Source organism: Streptomyces sp. NPDC043996, assembly GCF_056435225.1.
On sequence record NZ_JBWKEY010000018.1, the window covers coordinates 96,332 to 108,583 of the forward strand.

The window sequence follows — 12,252 nt, forward strand, 5'->3', positions numbered from 1 at the left end:
GGGGCGGAGCGTGGGGATTCCCGCGGGCGGCCTCGGGGGTGTCAGACGTTGACGCCGTAGTCGGAGGCGATGCCGCGCAGGCCGCTGGCGTAGCCCTGGCCGACGGCGCGGAACTTCCATTCGGTGCCGTGGCGGTAGAGCTCGCCGAAGACCATGGCGGTTTCGGTGGAGGCGTCTTCGGAGAGGTCGTAGCGGGCGATTTCCTGGTGGTCGGCCTGGTTGACGACGCGGATGAACGCGTTGCGGACCTGGCCGAAGCTCTGGCCGCGGGTTTCGGCGTCGTGGATGGAGACGGGGAAGACGATTTTGGTGATGGTGGCGGGGACGCCGGCGAGGTTGACCTTGACGCTTTCGTCGTCGCCTTCGCCTTCGCCGGTGAGGTTGTCTCCGGTGTGTTCGACGGAGCCGTCGGGGCTGGTGAGGTTGTTGTAGAAGACGAAGTGCTGGTCGGAGACGACCTTGCCGGAGGCGTCGCAGAGCAGGGCGCTGGCGTCGAGGTCGTAGTCGGTGCCGGTGGTGGTGCGGACGTCCCAGCCGAGGCCTATCAGTACGGCGGTGAGGCCGGGGGCCTCCTTGCTCAGCGAAACGTTGCCACCCTTGGCGAGGGAAACTCCCACGGTGTCCTCCTGTGGTCCTCTGCGGAAATCGGTTCAGCGACGCGGCGCTGGCCCTGAGGGCGGCCCCGCCCACCCGTGAGCGGGCCGGGACCGGGCCGTGACCAGGCCGGGACTTAGAATCTACATGACTGTAGAAATTTCCATGAGGGCGCGGTCCCCTCCGGCCGTTACGATGTGGCGCTCCCTTGTGAGGCGCCGTGACGCGCGCTACCGGGGAGCGCGCGCAGGAAAGCGCGCCGCGCCCGCGGTGTGCGACACGACACGTACGGGCGTGCGCGACGACACGCGCGTACGGCGGCAGGCGAGGGCACGGCATGACGGAGCACGGACGCGAGCGGTCAGGACCCCGCGCGCGCAGGCGCGGCCAGGGCGAGCTGGAGGCCCAGGTGCTCGCGGCGCTGCACGCCGCGCCGGGACCGGTCGGCGCGGCCTGGGTGCAGGAGCGCGTCGGCGACGACCTCGCGTACACCACCGTCATGACGATCCTCACCCGGCTGCTCGCCAAGAACGCCGTGACGCGGGAGCGCGCGGGCCGTTCCTTCCTCTGGCGGTCCGCCGCCGACGAGGCGGGTCTCGCCGCCCTGCGCATGCGCAAGGTCCTCGACGGCGAGCGCGACCGCGAGGCGGTGCTCGCCAGCTTCGTCACCACCCTGTCCGCCGATGACGAACGGCTGCTGCGCGACCTGCTCGGCGAGGCGGGCGGCGGCGCGGCGGAGGGCTGACGGCACGCATGGGCGTCTTCTTCTTCCTGCCGCTTGTCCTGCCGCTGACGGCCTGGCCGGTCGCGCGGCTCGCCGCCAAGGGCCTGCACCCGCGCACGGCCACCCGCCTGCTCACCGCCCTCGCCGCCGCGATGGCCCTGTGCAGCACGCTGTGCCTGGCCCTGCTGATGGTCGTCGGCACCGCCCAGCTCCCCGGCAACCCGCTGCCCGACGGCTGGTCCGACCCCGAGGTCCGCGCCGCCGTCCCGTATGACGAGGTCGCGGGCCGGGCCGCGATCCCGGCGCTCTTCGTGGTGTGCGGCGCGGTCGCGCGGACGGCGTGGCGGCACGTCACGGTCCGCCGCAGGGCCGCGCGGGCCGTCGCCGGGCTGCCCGGCAGGTCGGTCGCGGTCCTGGCGGACGACGGGGCGGCGTACGCGTACGCGCTGCCGGGGCGGCCGCCGCGGTCCGGCGGCCCGCACGGCCGCGTCGTCGTCACCCGCGCGCTCCTGGAGAGGCTGCGCCCGGCCGAGCGGCGCGCCCTGTTCGCCCACGAACGGGCCCATCTGGCCGCGCGTCACCACCGGTTCCTGCTGGTGACGCAGATCGCGGCGCGGGCCAATCCGTTCCTGCTGCCGCTGCGGACGGCCACCGCGTACACCGTCGAGCGGTGGGCCGACGAGGAGGCCGCCCGGGTGGTGCGGGACCGGCGCGTGGTCGCGCGTGCCATCGGGAAGGCCGCCCTGGTGGGGGCGGGCGCGCCCGCGCCGTCGCTGGCGGGCCTCGCCGCCGCGGGCCCGGTGCCGCGCCGCGTCGCCGCGCTGCTCGCCCCCGCACCGGCCCCCCGCACCCGCCCGCCGCTGTTCACGGCGGTGGGCCTCGCCCTGTGGTGCGCCGCCTGCGGCACCGCGGTGTCCGCCCTCGCGTCGGCGAACGCGGCGGTCACCCTGGTGCGGCTGCTGCGCGCGGCCACCCCGCTCTGAACACCGGGCGCACTCCCGCCGTCCCGGGGTCCTTACAGGTCGAACTCGTGCGGCGGCAGGTCGAGCGCGTAGCACGCCTCGCGGACCACGGCCCGCTCGTCCTTGTCGAAGTCGCCGTCGGCGCCGCCGATGACGATGCCGATCTGCACCACGGCACGGGCCTCGGCGGGCTTCTTCTTGGCCTTGGCGACCTCCTGCAACACGCTGACCTTGCCGAAGGCGAAGTCGGCCGTCAGCTTGTCCACGTTCTCCTCGAAGCGGCGGCGCAGGTCGTCCGCCGGGAAGTTCTGCAGCACGTCGTTGGTGGCGAGCAGCTGGGCCACGCGCTGGCGCTCGGCCTGGTCGACCGTGCCGTCCGCCGCGGCGACCAGGGCGCACATCGCCATGCTCGCGTCGCGGAAGGAGCCGCTCTTGAGGTCGTTCTTCTTGGCGAGCAGCTGGGTCTGCATCGTCGAGGCGGATTCCTTGAGGCGGTCCCACAGGGCCATGGAAAGACTCCATCAGTCGGTGCTCGGGGCGAGCCCTGACGGCTCGCCAATTTCTACAACAGCGTAGAAACTAACATCCGGACCAGAAAGTTCCGCACGGGTGGGAGCGAGTGGGAGCGAGTGGGAGCGAGTGCGCGGTGGGTACGGGTGGCCTCAGTGAAGGAGCGCGCCAGCGCCCCGGTGAAGGAGTGGCCCCATGACGTCCCCAGCGCACGGAGAGCGGCCCGCCGCGGCGGAACGACGCCCCCTAGCGGCCCGGGAGCTGCTGGCCTACGCGGCGGCGGAACTCGCCCCCGCGCCCGGCGCCAACCCCTTCGTGCCGCTCGTCGAGAACGGCACGGCGGGCCTGGACGCCGTCGGCGCGCTCGCCCTGGAGCAGTGCCGGATCATCCCGGCCGACCGCCGCTCCTTCCTGCACCTGGCCACGCGCGCGGCCGCGGCGGGACTGCCCGCGGGCGCCGCGTTCTTCGGCACCCTCGCCGAGGGCGAGACCCTCGCGCTCGACCGCCTCGACGCGCTGCTCGAGGCCTGCGGCGTGAGCGGGGAGCAGAGGGTGTCGTACGTGCCCACGGCGGGCTGCCAGGCCTACCCCGCCTATGTCGCCTGGCTCGCCCTCAACGGCGATCCGGCCGATGTGATCCTCGCCCTGACCGCCAACTTCGCGGCGTGGGGCGGCTTTTGCGCGGCCCTCGGGCGGGCGCTGCGCGAACGCCACGGCCTGTCGGACGAGGCCCGCGGGTTCTTCGACTTCTGCGCCGCGCCGTCCCCGGACCTGGACCGCGCGACGCTGGCCGCCCTGGAAGAGGGGGCGCGGCACGGCGTGCTCACGCTGGCGACGGCCCTGTGGCAGGGGCGGCTGCTCCAGAGTTACGAGGACATGTTCTGGGCGGACCTCGCGGGACGGGCCGGTGCCGCGCGCGGGTGAGCGCGCGGCACCGGCCCGCTGAGGAACGCACGGAAGGGCCCTAGGCCGGGCGCAGCACGATCGCCGTCACGAGGATCCCGTCGCGCACCAGCCACGTGCCGTCGAGGCTCTTCAGCTCCGCGCCCGCGACCCGCGGGCCCTCCACCAGGATCGCGGCGGTGAACGTGCCGTCCCTGCGGATGTCCAGGCGCGCCTCCTCGAAGCCGAGCCAGCGCCGGGCCAGCGGGAACCACGTCTTGTAGACGGCCTCCTTGGCGCTGAACAGCAGCCGGTCCCACGGGACCGACGGGTCCTGGGCGCCGAGCCTGGCGAGCGCGGCGCGCTCCGTCTCGTCGCTGACCAGGTCGAGCACGCCCGGGTCGGAGAGCCGCTCGGCGGGCTCCGCGTCGACGCCGAGGGAGGTCACGGCGGTGTCCTCGGCGACGACCGCGGCGCGGAAGCCCGCGCAGTGGGTCATGCTGCCGACGACGCCGGCCGGCCACACGGGCGCGCCCCGCTCGCCGCGCGGGATGGGCACGGGCGCCACGCCGATGCCCGCGAGCGCGGTGCGGGCGCAGTGCCGCGCGGTGGTGAACTCAAGCTTCCGCTTGGCCACGGCATTGGCCACGTACGGGGCTTCCTCGGGGAACAGGACCGCGTCGGGCGGGTCCTCACGGGTCTCGGAGACAACGACGGGCTCCCCGGCGAGGAGCGCGGTCAACAGGCCCGCCCCGTCCGGTATTTCCCCCGCTGCCGCCGACTTCGAAGGTGACGTCACAAGGGATCACCTTACCGGCGCCCCCTGGCGGCGGGTGGGCGTTGTGGGGGACCGCATACGCTGGCGTGATGCAGGACGAGTACCGCACCGTGGCCCGCGAGGGCGTGCACGAGACCGAGATCAGCCGCTCGCGCTTCCTGTGCGCGCTGGCGCCCGCCGCCACCGAGCGGGAGGCCCAGGACTTCGTCGCCCGCGTCCGCAAGGAGCACCCCACCGCCACCCACAACTGCTTCGCGTACGTCATCGGCGCCGACGCCTCGGTGCAGAAGGCCAGCGACGACGGCGAGCCGGGCGGCACGGCGGGCGTGCCGATGCTCCAGATGCTGCTGCGCCGCGACATGCGGTACGTCGTCGCCGTCGTCACCCGCTACTACGGCGGCGTCAAGCTCGGCGCGGGCGGCCTCATCAGGGCGTACGGAGGGGCGGTCGGCGAGGCCCTGGACGCGCTCGGCACCCGCACCCGGCGCCGCTTCAGGATCGCCACGGTCACCGTCGACCACCAGCGCGCGGGCAAGGTCCACAACGATCTGCGGGCGGCGGGCCGCGAGGTGCGGGACGTGGCGTACGGCGACGCCGTCACCATCGAGATCGGGCTGCCGGAGGCCGACGTCGAGCAGTTCCGCGCCTGGCTCGCGGACGCGACGGCGGGCAGCGCGGGCTTCGAGCTCGGCGGGGAGGCGTACGGCGACGCCTGAGCGGCCGCGCGCCCCGGTCCGGGGCGGGGCCAGGCCACGGGGTCAGACGGCCGGGTCCTGGCGGAAGGTGCGGCGGTACGCCTGCGGGCTGACGCCGATCGCGGAGCGCAGGTGCTGGCGCAGGCTGGCGGCGGTGCCGATGCCGGAGCGCTGGGCGACCAGCGCCACGGGCCAGTCGGTGGTCTCCAGATAGTGGCGGGCCAGGTCGACGCGCTGGCGGCTCAGCCACTGGCCGGGCGTCGTGCCGGTCTCCTCGCGGAAGCGCCGGGAGAAGCCGCGCACGCTCAGGTGGGCGTGCGCGGCGAGGTCGGCGAGCGCCAGCGGCTCGGCCAGGCGCTCCAGGGCCCAGGCCCGGGTGGGGGCGGTGCCGGTGGCGGCGGGTTCGGGCACGGGACGCCGGACGTACTGCGCCTGGCCGCCCTCGCGCCACGGCGGGACGACGCAGGAGCGGGCCACGTCGGTGGCGACGCGGCTGCCGTGGTCGCGGCGCACCAGGTGCAGGCACAGGTCGATGCCCGCGGCCACCCCGGCCGAGGTGAGCACGTCGCCGTCGTCGACGAACAGGACGTCGGGGTCGACGCGGACGGTGGTGAACATCCGCCGCAGCCGGTCGGCCTCGCGCCAGTGCGTGGTGGCCCGGCGGTGGTCGAGCAGTCCGGCGGCGGCCAGCACAAAGGCGGCGGTGCAGATGCCGACGACGCGCGTGCCGGGACGGATGGCGGCCAGGGCCTCGCGCAGGGCGTCCGGCAGGCGGCCCTCCTCGCGGATGGGGCCGAGCGCGTGCGAGGGCGGGATGACGACGGTGTCGACGGCGGCCAGCAGGGACGCGTCATGGGCCACGGTGAGGCCGTAGTCGGCCTCAGCGCGGACCGGGCCGCCGTCCAGGCTGCACGTGGCGACGTCGTACAAGGGGCCGCCCGTCGCGTCGCGGGCGGCGCCGAAGATCCGCGCCGGGATGCCGAGCTCGAACGGAACGACACCGTCCAGGGCCAGAACGCCAACGTGGTGCATGGCCGGATCCTTTCACCACGTGGCCGGTCCACCGCCACCGGGGGCGGGGCTCCTTCGGCAGTCTGACCAGGCGCCCGGCGCCAGCGCCCCGCGCCCCCGTCACCGCGACGGCCGTCCCGCAGTCACCCCGTAGAAGCGAGAGCACCCCCATGTCCCAGACCGCCACTTCCACCCCCGCCCCCGTCACCATGCGCGCCGTCTCCCAGGACACCGCCGGAGGCCCCGACGTCCTCAAGGTCGTCCGGGCGCGGCGCCCTGAGCCCGGCCGGGGCGAGATCCTGGTCCGCGTGCACGCGGCCGGGGTCAACCCGGCCGACTGGAAGACCCGCGCGCGCGGAGTGTTCGCCAACGGCGCCACGCCCCCCTTCACGCTCGGCTTCGACGTGTCCGGCGTTGTCGAGGCCGTCGGCGACGGCGTGACCCTCTTCGAGCCCGGCGCCGAGGTCTTCGGGATGCCGCGCTTCCCGCACCCGGCGGGCGCCTACGCCGAGTACGTCACCGCGCCCGCCCGGCACTTCGCCCCCAAGCCCGCGGGCCTGACCCACATCGAGGCGGGCGCCCTGCCCCTGGCCGCGCTCACCGCGTGGCAGGCGCTCGTCGACACCGCCGGGGTGCGGCCCGGCCAGCGGGTCCTGATCCACGCCGCCGCGGGCGGGGTCGGCCACCTGGCCGTGCAGATCGCCAAGGCCAGGGGCGCGCGGGTGACCGGCACCGCGAGCGCGGCCAAGCACGACCTGCTCCGCTCGCTCGGCGCGGACGAACTCATCGACTACCGCGACAGGGACATCACCGAGGCCGTCCGCGACGCCGACGTGGTCCTGGACTGCCTGGGCGGTGCCAGCTGGACCCGCTCGCTGCGGGTCCTTCGGCCGGGCGGCACCCTGGTCTCGATCCTGCCGCCGGACGCGGACTTCCCGCGCGCGGCGGCGGCCGCGGCCGGGGTGCGGGCGGTGTTCATGCTCGTCGAGCCCGACCACCAGGGCCTGCGCGAGATCGCGGCGCTGGTCGCGGACGGGCGCCTTCGCGTGCTCGTCGACACCGTCCTGCCGCTGGAGCGGGCCGCCGACGCGCACCGGCTCGGCGAACGGGGACGCACCACCGGCAAGATCGTCCTCTCGCTCGCCCCCTGATCCGACCCCTTCGAAAGAGCCGCCCCCTTCGAAAGACTGGGCATACCCGGCATTTGCCGCCATTTCCACAGAGAGGTGCCCGGGAAAGCGGAGGGCAGGACGTGGTGGGTGAGGGGGCGGGTGCCGACAGACGCTAGCGTGGAGGGTGTGCGCCACGCGCGCGGCCCGGTCCGGGCCGCCCCGTGGGGCCGTAGCGGAACGAGTGGCCACAGCTGGGGGAAGACGTGCGGGGCGGAGCGGTGTCGTGAGGTTGTTGCACACGTCCGACTGGCACCTCGGCAGGGCGCTGCACCGGGTGAGCCTGCTCGACGCGCAGGCCGCGTTCATCGGCCACCTCGTCGCCACCGCGCGCGAGCGCGAGGTGGACGCCGTCGTCGTCTCGGGAGACGTGTACGACCGCGCGGTGCCGCCGCTCGCCGCCGTCGAGCTCTTCGACGACGCGCTGCACCGGCTCGCGAAACTCGGCGTGCCCACCGTCATGATCTCCGGCAACCACGACTCGGCCCGGCGCCTCGGCGTCGGCGCCCGCCTCATCGGCCGCGCGGGCGTCCACCTGCGCACCGACCCCGCCGGGTGCGGCGATCCTGTCGTACTCACCGACGCGCACGGCGACGTCGCCTTCTACGGCCTGCCCTACCTCGAACCAGCCCTGGTCAAGGACGAGTTCGGCGTCGAGCGTGCCGGACACGAGGCGGTGCTCGGGGCCGCCATGGACCGGGTGCGGGCCGACCTGGCCGCGCGCGCCACCGGCACCCGCTCCGTCGTCCTCGCGCACGCCTTCGTCACCGGCGGCGAGATCAGCGACAGCGAGCGGGACATCACCGTCGGCGGCGTCGCCTCCGTGCCGTCCGCCGTGTTCGACGGCGTCGACTACGTGGCGCTCGGGCATCTGCACGGCAGCCAGACCATTGCCGAGCGCGTGCGCTACAGCGGCTCCCCGCTGGCGTACTCCTTCTCCGAGGCCGACCACCGCAAGAGCATGTGGCTCGTCGACCTCGGCGCGGACGGGGAGCTGACCGCCGAGCGCGTCGACTGCCCCGTGCCCCGGCCCCTCGCCCGCGTCCGGGGCGACCTGGAGGACCTGCTCGCCGACCCCGGGCTCGCCCGGCACGAGGAGTCGTGGCTGGAGGCGACCCTCACCGACGCGGTGCGCCCCGACGAGCCCATGGCCCGGCTCTGCGCGCGCTTCCCGCACACCCTCAGCCTCGTCTTCGACCCGGCCCGCGCCCCCGAGGACCCCGGTGTCTCCTACGCGCAGCGCCTCAAGGACCGCACCGACCAGCAGATCGCGGAGGACTTCGTGACCCATGTGCGCGGCGCGGGCCCCGACGCGCGCGAACGGGCCGTGCTGCGGGACGCGTTCGACGCCGTCCGCGCCGACGACGCGCTGCGCGAGGTGTCCGGATGAGGCTGCACCGGCTGCGGATCACCGCCTTCGGCCCCTTCGGCGCCACCGAGGACATCGACTTCGACGCGCTGTCCGCGGCCGGGCTCTTCCTGCTGCACGGCCCCACGGGCGCCGGGAAGACCTCCGTCCTGGACGCCGTCTGCTACGCCCTGTACGGCTCGGTCCCCGGACCGCGCCAGGGCGGCGGCCAGGGCCAGACCCTGCGCAGCGACCACGCGGGCCCCGAGGCGCGCACCGAGGTCCGCCTGGAGCTGACCGTGGCCGGACGGCGCCTGGAGCTCACCCGGCAGCCGCCCTGGGAGCGCCCCAAGAAGCGCGGCACGGGCAAGACGACCGACAAGGCCCAGAGCTGGCTGCGCGAGCACGTCCCCGGCGACGACGGCGGGACCTGGAAGGACCTCAGCCGCTCCCACCAGGAGATCGGCGAGGAGGTCACCCAACTGCTCGGCATGAGCAAGGAGCAGTTCTGCCAGGTCGTGCTGTTGCCGCAGGGCGACTTCGCGCGCTTCTTGCGGGCCGACGCCGAAGCCCGCGGCAAGCTCCTCGGGCGGCTCTTCGACACGCGCCGGTTCGCCGCGGTCGAGCAGCGCCTCGCCGAGCGCCGCCGCGCCGCCGAGGCCGAGGTGCGCGAGGGCGACGCCGCCCTGCTCGCGGACGCGCACCGCATGCAGCAGGCCGCCCGCACCGACCGCGGTGACAGCGGCGTCGAGCTGCCGCTGCCGGACCTTGATCCTGGCGACCCCGGACTCGCCGACGCCGTGCTCGCCTGGGCCGCCGTCGCCCGCTCGGGCGCCCGCGAGCGGTTCACCATCGCGCGCGGGGCCCTCGCGCACGCCGAGTCCGCCCGCGCCGCCGCGGCCGCCGACCTCGACGACGTACGCGAACGGGCCCGGCTGCAACGGCGGTTCGCCGAGGCCCAGGAGCGCGCGGCCCGCCTCCAGGAGCGCGCCGGGGACCACCACAGGCTCACCGCGCTCATGGAGCGGGGCCGCAAGGCCGAAGCCGTCGCCCCCGCCCTGGCCCTGCGCGCGGACGCCGACACCGAGCACCGGGACGCCACCGCCGCTGAGTCCCGCGCCCGCGCCTCGCTCCCCGCGGCGTACGCCGAGGAGGGCGCCGCCGGTCTCGCCGCGGCCGCCCGCAAGGCGAGCGAGGAGCTCGGCGGCCTCGCCTCGGCCCGCCGCGCCGAGCGCCGCCTGGCCGAACTGTCCGCCAAGGGCGCCGACCTGGACCGCCAGGAGCGCGCCGACGACGACCTGCTCCAGGAGGCGGAGGCCTGGCTGACCGACTGGGACGCCACCCGCGCCCGCCTCCAGGAGGACATCGAGACGGCCCAGGAGGCCGCCACCCGCACCGAGCACCTGGCCGGACAGCTCGCCGCCGACCAGGAGAAGCTGGACGCCGCCCGCCGCCGCGACCGCCTCACCGACCAGGCCGCCGCCGCCCACGAACGCGCCCTGGCCGCCCGCGAGGACGCCGCCCGCACCCGCGAGCACTGGCTCGCCCTCAAGGAGCGCCGCCTCGCGGGCATCGCCGCCGAACTGGCCGCGCACCTCGACGACGGCACCCCCTGCGCGGTGTGCGGCGCCACCGAGCACCCCGCCCCCGCGCGCAAGGCCGAGGGCCACGTCGACCGCGCCGCCGAGGAGGCCGCCCTCGCCGCCCACCGGCGCGCACAGGACGCGCACACTGCCGCTGAGCAGGACCACGCCGACGTCCGCGCGGCGCTCGCGGCCGCCACCGCCGCCGCGTCCGACACCCCCGTCACCGCACTCACCGCGTCCGTCGCGGAGGTACGGCACGCCTACGAGCGGGCCCGCGGCCGCGCCTCCGGTCTGCACGCCGCCCGCGAGGCGCTCGCCGGGGCCGAGCGCGAACACGACCGCCGCGTCGCGGCCCGGCAGGACGCCGCCCTGCGCGTGGAGTCCCGCACCGCCCTTCGCGACGCCCTCCAGCACGAACAGGAGGGCCTGGAGCAGGAGTTGGCCCACGCGCGCGGCGGCTGCGCCAGCGTCGCCGACCGCGCCGCCCAGCTGGAGCGCGCGGCCGCGCTGCTCACCGCCGCCGCCGACGCCGCGCGCGCCGCCGCCGACACCGCCGGGCGCCTGAAGGACGCCGACGCGCGCCTGGCCGACGCCGCCTTCCACGCCGGGTTCGACACGCCCGCCGCCGCTGCCGCGGCCCTCATCGACGACGCCCGCCACCGGGAGCTCCAGCACCGCGTCGACGCCTGGCAGCGCGAGGAGGCCGCCGTGCGGGCCGTCCTCGCCGAACCGGACACGGCCGCGGCCGCCGGGCTCCCGCCCGCGCCGCTCGCCGCCGCCGAGGCCGCGGCCGCGGCGGCCGAAGGGCGGGTGCGCGCCGCCGCGTCCGCGTGCGACGCCGCCGCCCGGCGCCGCGCCGACCTCGACCGCCTCTCGGCCCGCTCGGCCGCGGCGGCCCGGCGCCTTGCGCCGCTGCGCGAGGCCTACGACCACGTGGCCCGCCTCGCCACGCTCACCGCGGGCACCTCGGCCGACAACGACCGCAAGATGCGCCTGGAGTCATACGTCCTGGCCGCCCGCCTGGAGCAGGTCGCCGCCGCGGCGACCGCGCGCCTGAGCCGCATGTCGGGGGGCCGCTACACCCTCGTCCACTCCGACGACCGCACCGGCCGCGGCCGCTCAGGCCTTGGCCTGCACGTCGTCGACTCCTGGACGGGACGCGAGCGGGACACGGCGACCCTCTCGGGCGGCGAGACGTTCTTCGCGTCCCTCGCGCTCGCCCTCGGCCTCGCCGACGTCGTCACGGACGAGGCGGGCGGCGTGCGCCTCGACACCCTCTTCGTCGACGAGGGCTTCGGCACCCTGGACGAACAGACCCTCGACGAGGTCCTCGACGTCCTGGACGCCCTGCGCGAGCGGGACCGCAGCGTCGGCATCGTCAGCCACGTCGCCGACCTGCGCCGCCGCGTGCACGCGCGCCTCGAGGTCGTGAAGGGCAGGGACGGCTCGGCGGTGCGCCAGCGGGGCACCGCCTGAGCGGTCAGCGCCCCAGCGGACGCCTGGGCAGCGGCGAGGAGTACACGATGCTCGTGGTCACGGAGCCGAGCGCGCCGATCTTGCCGGCGACCTCCTCCAGGTGCCGCATCGAGCGCGCGGCGACCTTGATGACGAAGCAGTCGTCCCCCGTGACGTGGTGCGCCTCCAATATCTCCGGGGTGACCTCGACCAGGTCGTGGAACGGCTTGTAGTTGCCGTTGGGATAGCGCAGCCGGACGAAGGCGAGGATCGGCAGGCCGAGCCGCTCCGGGTCGACCACGGCCGCGTACCCCTGGATCACGCCCGCCTCCTCCAGGCGGCGCACCCGCTCGGTGACGGCGCTCGGGGACATCGAGACGGCGCGCGCGAGGTCGGCGTAGCTCACCCGGCCCTCGCGCTGGAGGACGTCGAGGATGCGCCAGTCGGTGGCGTCCGTGGAATAACCGGTCATGCCCGAGAGGAAACAGGGAAAACACCGGCTGATCAAGAGGTACGCCGGGAATCGGCTGTTCAGCGT

At 75.5% G+C, this 12,252-nt stretch carries 12 protein-coding genes; 7 read left to right on the forward strand and 5 right to left on the reverse strand.

Annotated features, from left to right (window positions below; genetic code table 11):
- Positions 1-41 precede the first annotated feature (41 nt).
- Entirely contained in the window at positions 42-617 is a 576-nt protein-coding gene (locus tag AC07A4_RS36650; RefSeq protein ID WP_478607569.1) for a TerD family protein, read from the reverse strand.
- A gap of 314 nt (positions 618-931) precedes the next feature.
- Here AC07A4_RS36650 and AC07A4_RS36655 point away from each other — a divergent pair, with 314 nt between their 5' ends.
- A complete protein-coding gene (locus AC07A4_RS36655; protein WP_478607570.1) occupies positions 932-1,339 on the forward strand; it encodes a BlaI/MecI/CopY family transcriptional regulator in 408 nt (135 codons plus the stop codon).
- 8 nt (positions 1,340-1,347) lie between these two features.
- Positions 1,348-2,301 carry a M48 family metalloprotease gene (locus AC07A4_RS36660; protein ID WP_478607572.1) on the forward strand — a complete coding sequence of 318 codons (954 nt, stop codon included), beginning with the start codon at positions 1,348-1,350 and terminating at the stop codon, positions 2,299-2,301.
- A gap of 32 nt (positions 2,302-2,333) precedes the next feature.
- Here the strand turns inward: AC07A4_RS36660 and AC07A4_RS36665 are convergent, their stop codons facing one another.
- Positions 2,334-2,789: a tellurite resistance TerB family protein gene (locus tag AC07A4_RS36665; RefSeq protein ID WP_478607575.1), complete on the reverse strand. Its 456-nt coding sequence runs from the start codon at positions 2,787-2,789 to the stop codon at positions 2,334-2,336.
- Between the two features lie 196 nt (positions 2,790-2,985).
- Here AC07A4_RS36665 and AC07A4_RS36670 point away from each other — a divergent pair, with 196 nt between their 5' ends.
- Positions 2,986-3,714 carry a transcriptional regulator gene (locus AC07A4_RS36670; protein ID WP_478607577.1) on the forward strand — a complete coding sequence of 243 codons (729 nt, stop codon included), beginning with the start codon at positions 2,986-2,988 and terminating at the stop codon, positions 3,712-3,714.
- 40 nt (positions 3,715-3,754) lie between these two features.
- Here AC07A4_RS36670 and AC07A4_RS36675 read toward each other — a convergent pair whose 3' ends face one another.
- A complete protein-coding gene (locus tag AC07A4_RS36675) occupies positions 3,755-4,414 on the reverse strand; it encodes a 4'-phosphopantetheinyl transferase family protein (RefSeq protein ID WP_478607842.1) in 660 nt (219 codons plus the stop codon).
- A 125-nt stretch (positions 4,415-4,539) separates the two neighbouring features.
- Between AC07A4_RS36675 and AC07A4_RS36680 the strand changes: the two genes are divergently transcribed.
- Positions 4,540-5,166, forward strand: a complete 627-nt coding sequence (locus AC07A4_RS36680; protein ID WP_478607579.1) for a YigZ family protein — start codon at positions 4,540-4,542, stop codon at positions 5,164-5,166.
- Between the two features lie 42 nt (positions 5,167-5,208).
- Here the strand turns inward: AC07A4_RS36680 and AC07A4_RS36685 are convergent, their stop codons facing one another.
- A complete protein-coding gene (locus AC07A4_RS36685) occupies positions 5,209-6,177 on the reverse strand; it encodes a GlxA family transcriptional regulator (protein ID WP_478607582.1) in 969 nt (322 codons plus the stop codon).
- A 149-nt stretch (positions 6,178-6,326) separates the two neighbouring features.
- On the opposite strand from AC07A4_RS36685, the gene AC07A4_RS36690 reads away from it, so the two are divergent.
- The 3 genes from AC07A4_RS36690 to AC07A4_RS36700 all read left to right on the forward strand — a co-directional run bounded on the left by AC07A4_RS36690 (position 6,327) and on the right by AC07A4_RS36700 (position 11,735).
- The gene (locus AC07A4_RS36690; RefSeq protein ID WP_478607585.1) at positions 6,327-7,307 is read left to right on the forward strand and encodes an NADP-dependent oxidoreductase; all 981 of its coding nucleotides are present in this window, start codon (positions 6,327-6,329) and stop codon (positions 7,305-7,307) included.
- Between the two features lie 244 nt (positions 7,308-7,551).
- Positions 7,552-8,715: an exonuclease SbcCD subunit D gene (locus AC07A4_RS36695; protein WP_478607588.1), complete on the forward strand. Its 1,164-nt coding sequence runs from the start codon at positions 7,552-7,554 to the stop codon at positions 8,713-8,715.
- Positions 8,712-11,735 (forward strand): AAA family ATPase, encoded by a 3,024-nt coding sequence (locus tag AC07A4_RS36700; RefSeq protein WP_478607591.1) that lies wholly within the window; start codon positions 8,712-8,714, stop codon positions 11,733-11,735. The genes AC07A4_RS36695 and AC07A4_RS36700 overlap by 4 nt, the downstream gene beginning before the upstream one ends.
- Before the next feature lie 4 nt (positions 11,736-11,739).
- Here the strand turns inward: AC07A4_RS36700 and AC07A4_RS36705 are convergent, their stop codons facing one another.
- The gene (locus AC07A4_RS36705) at positions 11,740-12,186 is read right to left on the reverse strand and encodes an Lrp/AsnC family transcriptional regulator (protein ID WP_478607593.1); all 447 of its coding nucleotides are present in this window, start codon (positions 12,184-12,186) and stop codon (positions 11,740-11,742) included.
- Positions 12,187-12,252 lie beyond the last annotated feature (66 nt).